The sequence below is a fragment of the Altererythrobacter lutimaris genome (assembly GCF_013371495.1).
Taxonomy (GTDB): domain Bacteria; phylum Pseudomonadota; class Alphaproteobacteria; order Sphingomonadales; family Sphingomonadaceae; genus Erythrobacter; species Erythrobacter lutimaris_A.
Genome location: NZ_JABWTA010000001.1, coordinates 1,303,525 through 1,319,026, shown reverse-complemented (window position 1 = coordinate 1,319,026; position 15,502 = coordinate 1,303,525). Strand labels below are relative to the sequence as shown.

23 protein-coding genes are annotated in these 15,502 nt (G+C 59.1%); 19 read left to right on the top strand and 4 right to left on the bottom strand.

Features of this window, described 5'->3' with window-relative positions; translation table 11 throughout:
* Positions 1 to 37: 37 nt before the first annotated feature.
* The 15 genes from HUO12_RS06405 (at position 38) to HUO12_RS06335 (ending at position 9,958) form a co-directional block, all read left to right on the top strand.
* Positions 38 to 1,009, top strand: a complete 972-nt coding sequence (locus HUO12_RS06405; protein ID WP_176272794.1) for an alpha/beta fold hydrolase — start codon at positions 38 to 40, stop codon at positions 1,007 to 1,009.
* Between the two features lie 23 nt (positions 1,010 to 1,032).
* Entirely contained in the window at positions 1,033 to 1,947 is a 915-nt protein-coding gene (locus HUO12_RS06400) for a heme o synthase (RefSeq protein ID WP_176272793.1), read from the top strand.
* A 4-nt stretch (positions 1,948 to 1,951) separates the two neighbouring features.
* On the top strand, positions 1,952 to 2,092 hold the full coding sequence (locus tag HUO12_RS06395) for a hypothetical protein (protein WP_176271650.1): 141 nt from the start codon (positions 1,952 to 1,954) through the stop codon (positions 2,090 to 2,092).
* A 3-nt stretch (positions 2,093 to 2,095) separates the two neighbouring features.
* Positions 2,096 to 2,689: a cytochrome c oxidase assembly protein gene (locus tag HUO12_RS06390; RefSeq protein WP_176272792.1), complete on the top strand. Its 594-nt coding sequence runs from the start codon at positions 2,096 to 2,098 to the stop codon at positions 2,687 to 2,689.
* Positions 2,690 to 2,765: 76 nt separating this feature from the next.
* A complete protein-coding gene (locus HUO12_RS06385) occupies positions 2,766 to 3,641 on the top strand; it encodes a cytochrome c oxidase subunit 3 (protein ID WP_176272791.1) in 876 nt (291 codons plus the stop codon).
* On the top strand, positions 3,641 to 4,063 hold the full coding sequence (locus tag HUO12_RS06380; protein ID WP_232367322.1) for a DUF983 domain-containing protein: 423 nt from the start codon (positions 3,641 to 3,643) through the stop codon (positions 4,061 to 4,063). Before HUO12_RS06385 ends, HUO12_RS06380 begins: the two co-directional genes overlap by 1 nt.
* Entirely contained in the window at positions 4,060 to 4,653 is a 594-nt protein-coding gene (locus tag HUO12_RS06375) for an SURF1 family cytochrome oxidase biogenesis protein (RefSeq protein ID WP_176272790.1), read from the top strand. Before HUO12_RS06380 ends, HUO12_RS06375 begins: the two co-directional genes overlap by 4 nt.
* Positions 4,654 to 4,712: 59 nt before the next feature.
* Positions 4,713 to 6,113 carry a threonine synthase gene (gene thrC, locus HUO12_RS06370; protein WP_176272789.1) on the top strand — a complete coding sequence of 467 codons (1,401 nt, stop codon included), beginning with the start codon at positions 4,713 to 4,715 and terminating at the stop codon, positions 6,111 to 6,113.
* Positions 6,113 to 7,003 (top strand): class I SAM-dependent methyltransferase, encoded by an 891-nt coding sequence (locus HUO12_RS06365; protein ID WP_176272788.1) that lies wholly within the window; start codon positions 6,113 to 6,115, stop codon positions 7,001 to 7,003. The genes thrC and HUO12_RS06365 overlap by 1 nt, the downstream gene beginning before the upstream one ends.
* Before the next feature lie 9 nt (positions 7,004 to 7,012).
* Entirely contained in the window at positions 7,013 to 7,384 is a 372-nt protein-coding gene (locus HUO12_RS06360; protein WP_176272787.1) for a dihydroneopterin aldolase, read from the top strand.
* A complete protein-coding gene (locus tag HUO12_RS06355) occupies positions 7,381 to 7,719 on the top strand; it encodes a Rossmann fold domain-containing protein (RefSeq protein ID WP_176272786.1) in 339 nt (112 codons plus the stop codon). The genes HUO12_RS06360 and HUO12_RS06355 overlap by 4 nt, the downstream gene beginning before the upstream one ends.
* The gene (gene moaA / locus HUO12_RS06350) at positions 7,712 to 8,758 is read left to right on the top strand and encodes a GTP 3',8-cyclase MoaA (RefSeq protein WP_232367321.1); all 1,047 of its coding nucleotides are present in this window, start codon (positions 7,712 to 7,714) and stop codon (positions 8,756 to 8,758) included. The genes HUO12_RS06355 and moaA overlap by 8 nt, the downstream gene beginning before the upstream one ends.
* 3 nt (positions 8,759 to 8,761) lie before the next feature.
* The gene (locus tag HUO12_RS06345) at positions 8,762 to 9,004 is read left to right on the top strand and encodes a MoaD/ThiS family protein (protein WP_176272785.1); all 243 of its coding nucleotides are present in this window, start codon (positions 8,762 to 8,764) and stop codon (positions 9,002 to 9,004) included.
* Between the two features lie 3 nt (positions 9,005 to 9,007).
* Positions 9,008 to 9,451 carry a molybdenum cofactor biosynthesis protein MoaE gene (locus tag HUO12_RS06340; RefSeq protein WP_176272784.1) on the top strand — a complete coding sequence of 148 codons (444 nt, stop codon included), beginning with the start codon at positions 9,008 to 9,010 and terminating at the stop codon, positions 9,449 to 9,451.
* Between the two features lie 84 nt (positions 9,452 to 9,535).
* Positions 9,536 to 9,958 (top strand): hypothetical protein, encoded by a 423-nt coding sequence (locus tag HUO12_RS06335; protein WP_176272783.1) that lies wholly within the window; start codon positions 9,536 to 9,538, stop codon positions 9,956 to 9,958.
* A gap of 10 nt (positions 9,959 to 9,968) precedes the next feature.
* Here HUO12_RS06335 and HUO12_RS06330 read toward each other — a convergent pair whose 3' ends face one another.
* Both HUO12_RS06330 and HUO12_RS06325 read right to left on the bottom strand, forming a co-directional pair.
* Complete coding sequence (locus HUO12_RS06330) at positions 9,969 to 10,667, bottom strand: Crp/Fnr family transcriptional regulator (protein ID WP_176272782.1); 699 nt, start codon at positions 10,665 to 10,667, stop codon at positions 9,969 to 9,971.
* Complete coding sequence (locus tag HUO12_RS06325; protein WP_176272781.1) at positions 10,664 to 11,158, bottom strand: hypothetical protein; 495 nt, start codon at positions 11,156 to 11,158, stop codon at positions 10,664 to 10,666. Before HUO12_RS06325 ends, HUO12_RS06330 begins: the two co-directional genes overlap by 4 nt.
* Before the next feature lie 260 nt (positions 11,159 to 11,418).
* Between HUO12_RS06325 and rplU the strand changes: the two genes are divergently transcribed.
* The 3 genes from rplU to HUO12_RS06310 all read left to right on the top strand — a co-directional run bounded on the left by rplU (position 11,419) and on the right by HUO12_RS06310 (position 12,988).
* Positions 11,419 to 11,928 (top strand): 50S ribosomal protein L21, encoded by a 510-nt coding sequence (rplU, locus tag HUO12_RS06320; protein WP_176272780.1) that lies wholly within the window; start codon positions 11,419 to 11,421, stop codon positions 11,926 to 11,928.
* A gap of 14 nt (positions 11,929 to 11,942) precedes the next feature.
* Positions 11,943 to 12,212, top strand: a complete 270-nt coding sequence (gene rpmA / locus HUO12_RS06315) for a 50S ribosomal protein L27 (protein WP_176272779.1) — start codon at positions 11,943 to 11,945, stop codon at positions 12,210 to 12,212.
* Between the two features lie 209 nt (positions 12,213 to 12,421).
* Positions 12,422 to 12,988 carry a GNAT family N-acetyltransferase gene (locus tag HUO12_RS06310; RefSeq protein WP_176272778.1) on the top strand — a complete coding sequence of 189 codons (567 nt, stop codon included), beginning with the start codon at positions 12,422 to 12,424 and terminating at the stop codon, positions 12,986 to 12,988.
* Positions 12,989 to 13,110: 122 nt separating this feature from the next.
* Here HUO12_RS06310 and HUO12_RS06305 read toward each other — a convergent pair whose 3' ends face one another.
* Positions 13,111 to 13,995, bottom strand: a complete 885-nt coding sequence (locus HUO12_RS06305) for a metal-dependent hydrolase (protein ID WP_176272777.1) — start codon at positions 13,993 to 13,995, stop codon at positions 13,111 to 13,113.
* 168 nt (positions 13,996 to 14,163) lie between these two features.
* Here HUO12_RS06305 and HUO12_RS06300 point away from each other — a divergent pair, with 168 nt between their 5' ends.
* Positions 14,164 to 14,760 carry a TetR/AcrR family transcriptional regulator gene (locus tag HUO12_RS06300; RefSeq protein WP_176272776.1) on the top strand — a complete coding sequence of 199 codons (597 nt, stop codon included), beginning with the start codon at positions 14,164 to 14,166 and terminating at the stop codon, positions 14,758 to 14,760.
* On the opposite strand, the gene ygfZ is transcribed toward HUO12_RS06300, so the two are convergent.
* Positions 14,747 to 15,502: a CAF17-like 4Fe-4S cluster assembly/insertion protein YgfZ gene (ygfZ, locus tag HUO12_RS06295; RefSeq protein WP_176272775.1), complete on the bottom strand. Its 756-nt coding sequence runs from the start codon at positions 15,500 to 15,502 to the stop codon at positions 14,747 to 14,749. The two genes, HUO12_RS06300 and ygfZ, sit on opposite strands and share 14 nt — an antisense overlap.

Here is a 15,502-nt window from a genome sequence, read left to right as displayed (position 1 = left end):
ATCGGCCGTTCGCATAAGAGAGATAGACCAACCGATCATGCCTACTATGCGCCAAGTTGATTGCGGGGAAGTGACCCTTCGCTGCGCAATGGAAGGTGCAGAGGCAGGCACCGCGCCGCTTGCGATCATGGTGCACGGCTTTCCGGAGAGTTGGTATAGCTGGCGCAATCAGCTGGGGCCAATGGCAGAGGCCGGCTACACGGCCTGCGCGATCGATGTGCGCGGCTATGGCGGCTCCGACAAGCCGGAGCCAATCGAAGCCTACGCCATGGAGCGACTGGTTGGCGACCTTGTCGGGCTGCGCCAAGCACTTGCACCGGATCAACCGGCTGTGCTGATCGGGCATGACTGGGGTGCGCCAATCGTCTGGAATTCGGCGCTCACCAATCCAGAGCATTTCAGCGCGGTCGCGGCGATGTCTGTGCCCTTTGCGGGCGTTCCTGCGCGGCCCTTCACCGAGGTCTATGAAGAAGTCTTTACCTCGCAAGGGCGCTATTTCTACCAGCACTATTTTCAGGAGCCGGGCGTCGCGGAAGCAGAAGCCGAGGCCGATCCCCGTAACTGGGTCGCGCGAATGATGTATTCGATCAGCGGCGATGTCCCGCCCGGTGACTATTGGGAAAAGCCTTTGGGCGCGACTTTCCTCGAAGGATTGCCCGAGCCGGTCGAAACGCCTTGGTTGACGTCTGAAGACCTCGACTTTTACGAGGCTGAGTTCAAGCAGTCGGGCTTTCGCGGTCCGCTCAATCGCTATCGCAATCATGTGCGCGATTTCGAATGGCTGCAGCAGTTCAAGAACCGCCAAATCGAGCAACCTGCGCTGTTTATCGGCGGAATGCGCGATCCGGCGACCTTCCTTTTCGGTGCGACCACTGACCCTGTCGGCCTCACCAAAGCGTTCGCGCCGAAGGTTGAAGGTCACATCCTCGATGGTTGCGGCCATTGGACGCAGCAAGAAAAGCCGGAACAGGTGAATGCCATACTGATTGACTGGCTAAAGCGCCTTTAGAGAACTATGCTATGACCAACCCCATGACTCAGCCTGCAACCATAGCCATGCCCGCCGATTGGCGCGATTTCTTCGCGCTGACGAAGCCGCGCGTGATGACGCTGGTGATCTTCACCGGCATTTGCGGGCTGCTGGCTGCGCCTGGCACGATTCACCCCGTGATCGGCTTTACCGCGATCCTTTGTATTGCGCTTGGTGCAGGTGGCTCGGCGGCTCTCAACCAGTGGTGGGAAGCAGATATTGATGCCGGGATGAAGCGCACGTCCAAACGTCCGCTTCCTTCGCAGCGTATGCAAAAGACTGACGCGCGCGACTTTGGCATCCTGCTGAGCGCCGCTTCCGTCGTCGTCATGGGCGTTGCAGTGGGCTGGCTGGCCGCTGCAATCCTTGCCGTGGCGATCGTCTATTACGCTGTGATCTACACGATCTGGCTCAAGCCGCGCACGCCGCAAAACATCGTGATCGGCGGCGGGGCAGGGGCCTTCCCGCCTATGATTGGCTGGATTGCCGTTACGGGCGAAGTTACCGCGATGCCGGTGCTGCTGTTCGCAATCATCTTCATGTGGACGCCGCCGCATTTCTGGGCGCTCGCTCTGTTCGTGAAGACTGACTATGCGAAGGTCGGTATTCCGATGCTGCCCGTTGTCGCAGGCGAGCGAGCGACTCGCCGCCAGATCCTGGCCTACACGATCCTTCTAATCCCGGTCGCGGTTGCGCCGTGGCTAATCGGCGGGACGGGCGCGATTTACGGTGTTGCAAGCCTTGCGCTGTCCTTTGCTTTCCTTGCGCTTTCGTTTCCTGTCGCCTTCCGGCAATCAGTAGCGCAAGATACAATGAAGCCGGAAAAGCGCTTGTTCGGTTTCTCGATTCTCTACCTGTTCGCGCTGTTTGCAGCCTTGGTCGTGGATCGCTACGCCGCCAGTTACGGCTTGATTTGATCGATTGAAGTTTGACGTCATGACGCCTGAAGAAGAAAACGAAATCCGTCGCCGCCAGAAGAGCCGAAATCTTGTGCTCGGCGGCGTGCTGCTGTTCTTTGTCGTATTGTTTTATATGATCACCATCGTGCGGATGGGGGAGTAGGCAATGGCAACTGCAACTCCGCAGCTGGAAAACCAGAACAAGAAAGTCGGCTTGATCGCTTTTGCGGGCGCGCTCGCGATGCTGGGCATGGGTTATGCCGCTGTGCCGCTTTACGATCTGTTCTGCCGCGTGACAGGTTTTGGCGGGACGACGCAGCAGGCAACCGAAGCAGAGGCAAACGCCGCTGAACAGCTCGCAAGCGCGAGTGCTGCAGGCCGGACAATGTCGATCCGCTTCGATGCCTCGCTAGCGCGCGGTGTGCCGTGGGAATTTCGCCCGTCGCAGCCGACCGATACAATCCAGATTGGCGTGCGCGACATGACGACCTATGTTGCGAAGAACAATTCGTCCGTGCCGATTACAGGCACTGCGACATTCAATGTCGAGCCTGAGCAGGCTGGCATTCATTTCAACAAGATCCAGTGCTTTTGCTTCACGCAGCAAACGCTGCAGCCGGGCGAGGAAGTGCACATGCCGGTGCTCTACTTCATCGACCCGGCAGCGCTTGAAGATGAAGCGATGGATGGCGTTGAACAGATCACACTTAGTTATACTTTCCACCGCGCACGCGATGTCGAGACAGAGGCTGGCTCGTAAACGCGGGGGATTACTCTCTGGACCGAGGCGGCGTGGGACATTAAAGGCTGCCTGAAGACTTGAACGGGAAAAACCGATGGCTGGTACAAAGAACCACGATTATCACATTCTAGAGCCCGATATCTGGCCGCTGATTGGCTCGCTGTCGGCACTGACTTTCACCACCGGCATGGTTTTCTACATGCACGAAATGAGCGGGTGGGCGGTTGTTCTGGGTCTCGGCATTGCTGGCCTGATCGCGACTTTCTTCAGCTGGTTTGCGAATATCGTTCGCGAAGCGGAAGGCGGCGATCACACGCCGGTTGTGCAGCTGCACATGCGCTATGGGATGATCCTGTTCATTGCTTCTGAAGTGATGTTCTTTGTCGGCTGGTTCTGGGCGTTTTTCGACTTCGCCTTGTTCCCTGAACCGCTCGTGGTTGCCGCCGCGGGCACGGCGGAGCAAGCAACGACAAACCTGTTCATCTCTGAGGGCGTTACAGAAGGCGGAACCTTGGTTCCAGAAGGCATGGAAGTGCTCGATGCGTTTTCGCTGCCGCTACTTAACACACTTATCCTGCTTTGCTCCGGCACGACTGTTACATGGGCGCACCACGCGCTGATCCATGGTGACCGCGAAGGTCTGAAGCAGGGGCTGTGGGCGACGATTGCTCTTGGCGCGCTGTTCACAGCGATCCAGGCTTACGAGTACTCCATCGCGCCGTTCGTGTTCGGTCAGAACACCTACAGCTCCGCATTCTATATGGCGACCGGCTTCCACGGCTTCCACGTTCTGGTCGGCACGATATTCCTGATCGTTTGCCTGTTCCGCGCTTACAAGGGCCACTTCACACCGCGCCAGCACTTCGGTTTCGAAGCGGCTGCATGGTACTGGCACTTCGTTGACGTAGTGTGGTTGTTCCTATTTATCGCCGTCTACATCTGGGGCGGCTGGGGCGCACCGGTACATTAATGGCTGAGGGCGCAAGCTCTGAGACAAAGAAGGGGCTGCCGGGGGTAACTCAGGCAGCCCTTTTCGGTATGTGCCCGCGCTGCGGCGTGCGCACTGTTTTCGATGCACCCGCGCAGGTCGCTGACAAGTGCACAAGCTGCGGGCTCGATTTCAGCGAGCTTGAAGGGGGCGGGCGCTTTGTCGGCCTGCTCACAATGATCATCGCGCTGGGATTGATCGGCATCGCATGGTGGATCGACAGTGCGTTTCGACCGTCTCTGGTTCTGCAGATGATCGTGTGGCTGCCGGTGACGGTGGCGGTAGTGATCGGCAGCTTGCGGCTGTTCAAAATCGTATTTCTCTACGCGTGCTATGAGCGGCGCAATGGTGCTTCTGAGGACTTCGCCTCAAATAGCGAAGCGATAGACGACAAAGAATCATGAACCTGCGCCAGCTTCCCGTCATCCCGACAATTGTTGTTGTGGCCGCCGCCGCGATCATGGTCGCACTAGGCGTATGGCAATTGGGCCGTGCTGATGAGAAAGCAGCGCTGATTGCGGAATATTCCGCGATTGATGCGGAGCAGCCGGCTACCCGCATTTCCGCAAGCAGCACTTCGACGTGGCAGATTGATCTGCGCTTTCAGCAGGTGTCGCTTGATTGCAGCCGCATTGACGGCATCCGCAGCGCTGCTGGGACGAGCGACCGCGGCGCAAAGGGTTGGGCGATTATCGCTAAATGCACACTTAGCAATCTCGATCCCGTCGAAGTTAAGCTAGGCTGGGCGCGAGACCCTAATCCGCCTGAATGGATTGGCGGCGAGATCACCGGCGTGGTCGATCAGAATGGCCGGATCGTCGCCGATCCGTCGCTCGCCGGCCTCCAGCCCCTAGCGAAGCCAGATCCCGGTGATCTTCCCAACAACCACTTGGCCTATGCAGGGCAGTGGTTCTTCTTCGCGCTGACGGCGCTGGTCATCTACTGGTTCGCGATTCAGAGCCGTTTGAAGGCACGCCAGGAAGAAGAAGGTTGATGCGGCAGTAGCGCTCCTTTCTTGCCCTGATCCTCTCACCCCGCTAACCGCCAGCCACGATGGAATATATCTCGACCCGAGGCAGCGCTCCGACGCTCGACTTTGAAGGCGTGACGCTCGCAGGACTTGCCCGCGATGGCGGGCTCTATGTGCCGAGCGAATGGCCCCAGTTTACAGCGGACGATATCGCAGCGATGGTCGGCCTTCCTTATGCCGAGCTTGCCACCCGGGTCATGTCGCCATTTGTGGCGGGTAGTCTTACCGAGGCCGAACTGCATGATCTGTGCGAAAAAGCCTATGCGAGTTTCGCGCATCAGGCCGTGACACCGCTCGTCCAGCTCGATGAGCGTCAGTGGCTGCTAGAGCTGTTCCACGGGCCGACGCTGGCGTTCAAGGATGTCGCGCTGCAATTGCTCGGACTGCTTTTCGAGACTTTCCTGGCTCGGCGCGGCAGCAACCTCACCATTGTCGGCGCGACGAGTGGTGACACAGGCAGCGCGGCGATCAATGCCGTTGCGGGGCGCGAAGGCGTGAACATCTTCATGCTTCACCCGGAGGGCCGGGTCAGCGACGTTCAACGCCGCCAGATGACGACGGTGCGCGCGCCCAATGTCTTCAACATCGCGATTGATGGCAGTTTCGACGATGCGCAGGCGATGGTGAAGCGCATGTTCAACGATCCGTACATGAATTCGCGTTACAATATCGGTGCGGTGAACTCGATCAACTGGGCGCGGTTGATGGCGCAGGTGGTCTATTACTTTGCCGCCGGACTTCAGCTCGGCGCGCCGCATCGTGCCGCCGCTTACAGTGTACCCACCGGCAATTTTGGTGACGTGTTTGCAGGCCATGTGGCCGCGCGTATGGGCCTGCCGATAGAGCAGCTGATCGTTGCGACCAACGTCAACGACATCCTCCACCGCGCTCTCACGAGTGGCGATTACTCGACAGGAACTGTAACGCCGACCGTCACGCCGAGCATGGATATTCAGGTCAGCTCCAATTTCGAGCGGCTGTTGTTCGATGTCGGCGGGCGCGATGGCGGGGCCATGGCAAAGCAAATGGCCGACTTTGAGAAGAACCGCGCGATGCAGCTGACGAATGCGCAGCGCGAAGGCGCAGCGGCCAAGTTCACCAGCGGACGTGCTGATCAGGACGACACCGCCCGAGCCCTGCGTTGGGCCTATGAGATGTGCGGCGAGCTCCTTGACCCGCATACAGCCGTGGGTCTCCACGCAGCGCGCGAAAGCGCGCTGGATACGTCTGTGCCAATCGTCACGCTGGCGACGGCCCATCCGGGCAAGTTTCGCGATGCGGTGGAGCGTGCAACAGGCTCGCGGCCAGGCTTGCCGCAGCGTGTCGGTGATCTGTTTTCGCGGGAAGAGGCCTTTACCAGCCTGCCGGGTGAATATGACGCGGTTCGCAGTTTTGTGGCGGAGCACGCCGCCCCTGCTGCCTGATGGCTGATCTACAAGCTCAATCTGTGCTCATGGCGGGCGAGGGCTGGGAAGACTACCACCTGCTTGATAGCGGCCATGGCCGAAAGCTGGAGTGCTTCGGCGGCTTTCGCTTCATCAGGCCTGAACCTCAGGCGATGTGGAGCCCTCGGCTCGCGGAATGGCAAGCGGATGGCGAGTTTATTCCCGGCTCCGACGAAGATGGTGGCGGTCGCTGGCAGCTTACGCCGGAAGTTCCTGAAAGCGGGTGGCAGGCGATGTGGCATGATGTGCGGTTTGCCGTGCAGCCCACGCCTTTCCGGCATCTGCAGTTCTTTCCGGATATGGCGCCGGTATGGGACTGGATGGGAGAAAGGTTGGAAGGTCGTGAGGACGCGGAAACGCTCAACCTGTTCGGTTACACCGGGGTGGGTTCGCTTGCGCTGAGCCAATATGGCCGCGTTACGCATGTCGATGCGTCAAAGAAGTCTGTTGCGCAGGCGCGCGAAAACGCAGCGCTTTCCGAGATGGAGGACCGGCCCATACGCTGGCTCGTCGATGACGCTGCGAAGTTCACGGCACGCGAAGTGCGACGCGGAAACCGCTATGCCGGAATCATCCTTGACCCACCTAAATTTGGACGGGGACCCAAGAACGAGACATGGCGACTGGAAGAGGGGCTTCCCAGCCTCATCGCGGACTGCCGCAAGCTGCTCGATGCGGAGAGCCGTTTCCTGTTCCTTACGGTGTATGCAGTCCGCATGAGCAGCCTGTCGCTAGGCGGCTTGCTGGCGGAGCATTTCGCTGATCTTCCCGGTACAATCGAGCATGGCGACTTGGCGGTTCAGGAAGCTGGGGAAGGCGCGCGAGCGCTTCCTACAGCCATCTTCGCGCGTTGGTCGAATAACAGTTAAGGGTCCCGCATGAGTGATTCGCTAATTCTTGAAGTCGCAGACTTCGAACATGATGTCCTGACCGGGATCTATTCCGAAGAGACCGGTAAGCCACAGCCGCTGCGCATTACCATTCAGGTCAAGCTGAAGGTCGAGGACCGGTACGAGCCAGACACTCCGCTTGAAGCGAGCAAGAACTATATGGATTTGAAATTCGCAGCGTCTGACGCGCTGCCTGAAGGCGTGCATTTCAAGCTGATCGAAGCGGTCGCGGACCACATTTGCGAAACGCTGTTCGTGCAGGACAGTCGGATTGAAGCGATCACTGTGAAGATCGTGAAGCTCGCGATTGCCGAAGCGGGCGAAAAGATCGGGATCACGCTTCACCGGGAGCGCAAATGAGCGCTGCGCCGCCCGAGCACGGCTCAGCGGTGCTGGAAGTCGCTGAACTGCCGATAACACCGCTGGATGCATCGCGCGCATTCTATGCGGACCATATGGCCGATGCCTGCAAGATCCTGGAAGACGGGAAGACGCAGGTTCTCACGGTGCATTTGCCACCTGCTGGCAAGGACCATGATGACTGGCGGCGGACGCTCGCCCGTGATCTCGCGCGTCAATACGCGCCGCTTCGCGTCAATGTGATCGGCGCAAGCGAAGAGAGCGGAGCAGAATTGCTCGATTATCTGTTGCGCGCCCCGGGTGTCACAGGGCAGTATTGCCCCTTCAATGACTGAGATTTCCACCCGCAAACCTGATATGCTGCTGGCTGAAGCGCCAGTGCGTCCGTTAGTGGACGGGTTCCAGCGGCGAATCTCATACCTGCGGCTTTCTGTGACCGACCGATGCGATCTACGCTGCACCTATTGCATGCCCGAGGCGATGACCTTCTTGCCGCGCAAAGATGTGCTGAGCCTGGAAGAGCTCTATCAACTCTCGCTTGGCTTCATCGCGCGCGGTGTGGACAAGATACGCATTACGGGCGGTGAGCCCTTGGTGCGGCGCGATATCGGCGATCTGTTTCCGGCTCTGGGTCGGCATTTGGGAGCTGGCCTGAATGAGCTCACGCTGACGACCAATGGAACCCAGCTCGCCCAGCATGCGGACGCATTGGCGAAGGCCGGCGTGCGCCGGGTGAATATCTCGCTCGACACAATGGACCGAGCGCGCTTTGCAGAGCTGACGCGTCGCGACCGTTTGCCGCAAGTGCTGGAAGGGATTTCTGCTGCAAAGGATGCGGGGCTCAAGGTCAAGCTCAACACTGTCGCACTGAAAGGCATCAATGAAGACGAAATCGCGGACCTGATCGCGTGGGCGCATGGGCAAGGCCATGATGTGACGCTGATCGAAGTCATGCCTTTGGGTGAGGTCGATGGCGACAGGATCGATCATTATCTTCCGCTCACTTCTGTGCGTGCACGCCTGGAAGAACGCTGGGACCTCAAGGATATCGATCACTCAACGGGCGGGCCTGCGCGCTATGTCGATATCGACGAAACTGGCGGGAGGCTCGGCTTTATCACGCCGCTCACAGGCAATTTCTGCGCGAGCTGCAACCGCTTGCGGGTGACCGCGACCGGGCAACTCTACCCGTGCCTTGGTGGCGGAGAGCGAGTTGATCTGCGCGCGGCTTTGCGGTCCGAGGATCCGGCGCGCGAGCTTGAATTAGCGCTCAATGAAGCGATGCGTATCAAGCCGGAACGGCACTTCTTTGAGATTTCCGAGCGCGGGCAGGAACCGCACTTGCCGCGCCATATGTCGATGACGGGCGGCTGAGTGATGGCAGTGACGATCGTCTTTCTTGGCCCCTTGCGCGATCTTGCGGGCGAAGAAAGCCGCGAAGTTGCAGCGCCGCTTGATTGGCAAGGACTGCTCGCAGCCGTCGGTCCGCAAGTCGCCGGGCAATTACAGGAAGAGCGTGTCAATGTGGCTTGCGCTGGGCGCGTGCTGGCGGACAAGACCGCGCTGGCGGCGCAGGATGGTGATGAAGTCGCGCTGCTCCCGCCTGTATCCGGAGGCTGAGCCATGCGCGACATACGCCTGCTGACTGAACCATTCAATCCCGGAACCCTGATTGGGCCGTTCACCAATGCCAATCCGGGGCTGGGTGGCGTTTGCACTTTCGTAGGTGAAGTACGCGGCGAAGTGGGCATTGAAGCGCTTGAGCTATCGCATTACGAACCGCTCACGCTGCCCAGCATGGAGGAACTGGCGGACAAGGCTTTCGCCCGTTTTGACCTGATGGGTCTGCTCATGGTCCATCGCATTGGCGTGATGCATCCGGGCGAGCCAATCGTCTGTGTTTCAGCGGCCGCGAAGCACCGGCGCGATGCCATCAACGCCGTCGATTTCTGCATGGATCATCTGAAGAGTGCCGCGTGGTTCTGGAAGCGCGAGAAAAAAGACGGGCACTGGCGGTGGATCGAGCCCCGGTCTGAGGACTATGCGGACCTCGAGCGCTGGAAATGAGATGAATTCCTGCCGCGTTTGATTGAGATCAAAGCGCGCGAATCGCAGTTCGGACACAAAGGCTCCAACGAAGGAGCAATCATCATGTCCAGACTCATTTCTACCGAGCTTATTGATCAAAAGGCCCGCATCGTTGAAGCGCCGGTCAAGCAGGTCGTGGTCGATCGCACATTCGAGCTGCCGCGCGGTCTCTACATCGCGACAGTCGCTTGCTATATCGGTTTCCTTGGCATCATGGCCGCGGCATTCTCGACGCCGGGCCTCATCATCCCGATGGCGATTTTCGCCTTCTTCATCGTGGCTGGGTTCGCCATCCCGACGATCTGGACCCGTTTGAAGCCGGACCACAAAAGCGCTGCGAAAAGCGCATCCCGCTTCGCCAGCGAAGGCATCATGACCAACACCGGTCGCCTCGCTCCCCGCGATGCTGCCATCCAAGTTCTAATCTTGCCAGTCCTGATCGTGCTTTGGGGGCTTGCGGTGGTGATGATAGCCGCAACCGTTTAGGCCGATCCGCCTAACCCAATTCCTTCCCGGAGAGGGACTGCAGGAGCGCGGGGTCGACCAGTTCGATCCCGCGCTTTCCATTGCGCAATATCGCGCCCATGTCTTCCAGCTCACCCAGCTTGCGGCTGACAGTCTCGATAGTCAGACCGAGCATATTGGCCATTTCGCCGCGCGTCAGCGGTAGATCAAACTTGGCGGCAAGGTGGCATGGCGAATCGCTTGCCGCTTGAGCGAAGTCATGAATCAGGGCGGCCAGCCTTGCCTCCGCGCTAGCGCGCGCGGTCAATTCAAGCATGCTGCGCGCCGAATGCAGATCTTCCTGGCTCCGCCGGAATAGTGCCACCGCGAGGGCAGGGTGGTCGAGCACAGCGCGCTCCATATCGACCTTGGCAAAGGTGCAAAGCTGGCTTTCCGTCAGTGCAACCACGTCATGCTGTGCAAAGGGCGTGAACATCTCGCCAATAAAGCCTGATGGATGCACCAAAGCGAGGATCTGCTCGTTACCATCGACGTCGTATGCAACGACCTTCAGCGCTCCTGTGACGAGAGTGGCACAGGCCGTGTCTTCATCGCCTGCTGCAAACAGCAGTTCGCCGCGCTTCAACACGCGTGTGCGCCCTGCTGCTGCCAAGGCAGCACGCTCTTCAGCTGTCAGGACCGCGCATGCAGCGCTTTCGCGGACCGGGCATTCAGCACAAGCTAGGTTCATCGGTCGGCGAGCCCTCTCAACTCTATAAGAATTGCGTCTTCCTGATGAACGGACGCAAGTACATTTGCGCGCGCTTCGGCGATCGCTTCGCGCTCAACGAAATCCACGCTCGCATTGGCATAGAGCAGATCAAGGTCGCCTAAAGCGATAGCCGCGCGGCTTCGCTGCGAATCGAGCTCGGCCAGCGCGATCTGGGCATCGGTCCAGCTCTTGTCGCCAGGCTCTTTTGCACCGATCCGGGCAATTGCAGCGCGTGTTCCGGGAACAGCCGTCATGAAAGCCGCATGGGCGGTTGCCGCCTGTGCGACGAGGCTCTGGAGCTGCTCCGCCTGATTGGCGGGGGCTAGGGCGGGGGTTAGCTGCGCATCACTCGCTGCAACGGGCTCAAATGTGCCTGAAACCCGCTCGATATCGCGCGTGGCAAGCGAGGGGTAACGATCGCTCGCGCCAGCGCAGCCGGTAAGCAGAAGCGCAAGAGCTGCACTCGCCATCAGGTGTCGAGAAACATTTACGACCATGGTGTCGCGATGATAGCAGAGTAAAGCTTCAAGGCTAGAGCTTCGCGTTGCCTGTTTCCAAAGGATTGCGACTATCTTGCGCGAGGAGGCAAAAACAGGCGATCTGGCGTTGACTTGGAGCCGCTCTTCCCTTAACGGCACGCTTCTTTCCGGCGGCCCGCATTGTGCGGGGCGTCGGGCGCGCCTTTTCCACGGGTGAGAAGGCACAGCACAAGATTGAAAGTGATACGACCATGTTCGCAGTAGTGCGCACAGGCGGCAAGCAATACCGGGTTGCCGCCGGAGACAAGATTGCAGTCGAGAAACTCGCTGGTGAAGCGGGCGATACCGTGACGCTGGGCGACGTTTTGCTCGCTGGCGAAGGCGACAAGATTGCTGACGCTTCAAAGGTAACGGTTTCTGCTGAAATCATCGCTCAGGCAAAGAGCGAAAAGGTTGTGGTCTTCAAGAAACGCCGCCGCCACAATTATCGTCGCAAAGCCGGTCACCGCCAGCAGATGACGCTGCTGCGCATCACCGATGTAGGCGAAGGCGCTAAGAAGGCTGCACCGAAGAAGGCAGCTGCGCCTAAGAAGGCAGACGCTGAAGCAAAACCAGCAGCGGCCAAGAAGCCTGCTGCGAAGAAGGCTCCGGCTAAGAAGGCAGCGCCTAAGGCAGCAGCCGAGAAGAAGCCGGCGGCGAAGAAAGCTCCAGCCAAGAAGGCTCCTGCCAAGAAGGCAGCGCCTAAGGCCGACAAGAAGTAAGAGGTTAAGAGACCATGGCACATAAAAAAGCAGGTGGCTCATCACGCAACGGTCGCGACTCAGCCGGTCGTCGCCTCGGTGTGAAAAAGTTCGGCAGCGAAGGTGTAATCGCTGGCAACATTATCGTGCGTCAGCGCGGCACGAAGTTCTACCCGGGCTCGAATGTGGGCATGGGCAAGGACCACACGCTGTTCGCGCTGCAAGACGGCGTGGTGCGATTCCACAAAGGCAAACTCGGCCGCAAATATGTCTCAGTGGACATGCTTGCCGAGGCAGCTGAATAACCGGACGGTTCAATAACAGGATCGTCCAAGCGGGACGGTCCTAGTCGGAATTTCCACCGACACACCAAGAGGGAGATGGGGCCAACCCGTCTCCCTCTTGTCGTTTCTCCCTCTGAAAACTCAGCTCGGCGGAAATTCCCTTCGCCATCACGCAATTGTCACGCGGCTGGATTAGGACCCCAGCGCGTCGACCCTTTGGGAGAAGTTCGATGTTTCACGTTACACAGCGGTTGTTGTTGCGGCCCGCATGGCCAGAAGATGCAGAAGCGATTTTCGCCGGTATTGGCGAGCGCGAAGTGGTCTGCAATCTCGCCCGTGCGCCATGGCCCTATACGCTGAAAGACGCGCGCGAATTTCTCTCTCGACCCGCGCCCGATGCTTTGCCCCGCTTCGTTATCACGATGCCGGGTGACGATGGATCGCAGCTGGTCGGGATGGTCGGCCTCAATTGCCATGATGACGGCGAGGAGAACGGCGTCGAGCTCGGCTACTGGATCGCCCGGAGTCATTGGGGGCAGGGCATTGCAACCGAAGCGGTTCGCGGTATCCTCGAAGTGGCACGTACGCTTGGGATCAAGCGTATTGAGGCAGGTCACTTTACGGATAACCCTGCATCGGGCCGCGTGTTGCGCAAGGTTGGCCTCCGCCCCACTGGCGAGCGGCGCGCGCAATTTTCGCTCGCGCGCGGAGGTGAAGTCTCCTCGCTGCGCTATGTTATCGATTTGGCTGGACATGATGAGAGCGGTGATAGCGCTACGGTTGCGCGAGCTGCCTGAGGGCTAAGTCACCAGGTTTCCCTGTGTCGCCAAACCCTCCCCCCGAACCAAGGCGGCACAAAGAGAAGCCCCGGTTCCTGCGCGGAGCCGGGGCTTTTTGATTATCAGTCTTGTGTGCTTGGCTATTCAGCAGGCTGCATCAGCGCGTCTTCGAAATCACCTTCGTAAAGTTGGATCAGTTCGCGATCATCTTCATTCCAGGGGTGGAAACCGGGCATGAAGTAAGCAAGCCAGCCGGGGATGATGCGGCTGAGGAAGCCTGGACTGACAAGCAGATATTTTGCGAGCGCCATGCGCCATTTCCAGCCTGTCAAACCGTCTTGGCGAAGCAGATCCATCGTGTCTTCGCTTCGGTGCTTGATGAAGCGCACCGTGACGAGCAGCATCATCAGGCTCTTCACTTTCCAGCGTTTGTAGCGGCTCCAGCCGCGGGTCGCGTGCAGCCAGGTGTCGTAGGCAACGCCTTTGTGCTCGATTTCCTCAGCGGAATGCCAGCGCCAAAGGTCGCCCAGATCGCCATCAGCGCCTTCGAGATATTTGGGTTTCTTGAGCAGCTCATGCCCGAGCATGGCGGTGAAATGCTCAAGCGCCATGGTTGCGGCGAGGTTCAGGATTTGCGGGCGATCCTTGAGTTCAGCCAGCATCTCTTCGACGCGCTTGTCGATTGCGGCAATGTCATAGCCCGCGTCAGAAGCCATGCGGTTGAAGGCGACATGTTCGCGCGTGTGGTTGATTTCCTGCTTCACGAACGCGCGGATCTCTGCGGTGAGCTTGGGATCGGCACCATCGCGGAAGGCCTTGACCGATTCGATGAAAAAAGCCTCACCGCGCGGGAATGTCGCGGACAATGCATTCATCCATGCCGTCGCAACCGGATCGCCATTGAGCCACCAGCGGCGCGCCTTGATGCCGCGGGCAAAGCGTTCGTCGCGAACAGTGATCTCAAGATCATCAGGCGTGGGGCCTTTTCTCTGTGCTTCAAGATCGAAAGAAGTGGGGGCATTCATGGTATAGTGGCTCCAGCGGGAATAACTTACATCAATGTCAGTAACGCTTACTAACACTCCTGTCAATAGTGTGTTGAGCCGCTGGTTGACTTGTCCTGCTCCTGCATGCCCTTTATCAACTAACCGGCGAGATAGGCTCTCGCGGACCGGGAGTGGAAAAGAACAGACATGGCGAGTCGCAAACGACTATCTCCTGAAGAATCGCGCCAGACCGCTTTGGAAGCGGCGCGCGCCCTGCTGATCGAAGCGGGGCCCCAAGCGGTCACATTGAAAGCTGTGTCAGCGCGTGTCGGCCGTACGCATGCCAACCTGCTCCACCACTTTGGCTCTGCTGCTGGCCTCCAGAAAGAGCTCGCGCGACATCTGTGCGAAACCGTGTGCGAGACGATCAAGCAAGCGGTGGAAGCGAGCAGGGCAGGGCTGGGAAACCCTCGCGAAGTCGTGGACCTCGCCTTCGATGCATTCGACAAGGAAGGCGCAGGGGCGCTTGCGAGCTGGATGATCCTCACCGGCAATGAAGATGCGCTGAGCCCAATTGTGGAGACAATCCATCAGCTTGTGGACGAGATCGCCCCTGATGAGGCCGCTGCACACGGTACTGTCACGCATGTCCATGAAGTCACGCTTGCGCTGGTCCTTATGGCGATGGGCGATGCATTGATCGGGTCCGCGCTCGCACGTTCGCTTGGATTGCCTGAAACCGCGGCGCGAGACCGGGCTGAGCTTATGCTCGAAGGATCGCTTGCGGCTTTCAATCAGGCGTAGCGAGCGCGTGCTTCTGCCAATCGGGTAGGGCCTCGCGATCAATGTCGTCTACCCGCAAGTGATCGACTGCCAACCCTAAGTCATCATAGGCAACTTTGCGGCGCTTATCTTGGGAGGCGGAAAGTGGGACGACGACCAGCCGGCGATTGACCTTTTGTCGCCAATTCATGCGCGCTGTGTTTTCCTGACCGACATAGCAGCCCTTGTCGAAGCTCACGCCGTTCAGCTCGATCGCGTTGGTCTCAAGCCAGAGAATCTCGCCAAGCTCGGCCTGACCTTCCGGAACACCAAGCGAGAGGCGGTGTGCGAGCCACGCCTCATTGGCAGCTTCGTTATCATCCTTTGGCGCAATCCAGCGATAGCCCAGCTCTGCTAGGCGCGGATCAGGAGAAGCGCCGGGGTGCTCTTCAAGCGACCAATGCATGGAAAGGGACTCATCAATGGCGATGTCGATTGCGCGGCGCAGGCGATAGAGTGACAGGCGCTTAGCTAAGTCTGCCGCGACACCCGCTTCGCAATCGAGGAGCAGATCACCCGCTCGTCCTGAGCCTGTCGAAGGATCGGACCAGACCAGAAAGTCAAACATGGCTTTGCCCTGCGCGCTCAATAGCGCAGCGTAGACGGGCAGATCGCCGGTCACATCATTGGTGACTAGCCCTTGCAGAAATGAAGCAATGTCTTCGCTCGACTCGCGAGCTGAAAGCCGGATCACAGAGCGGTTGGAAAGGTGCGTCGCGGTCAT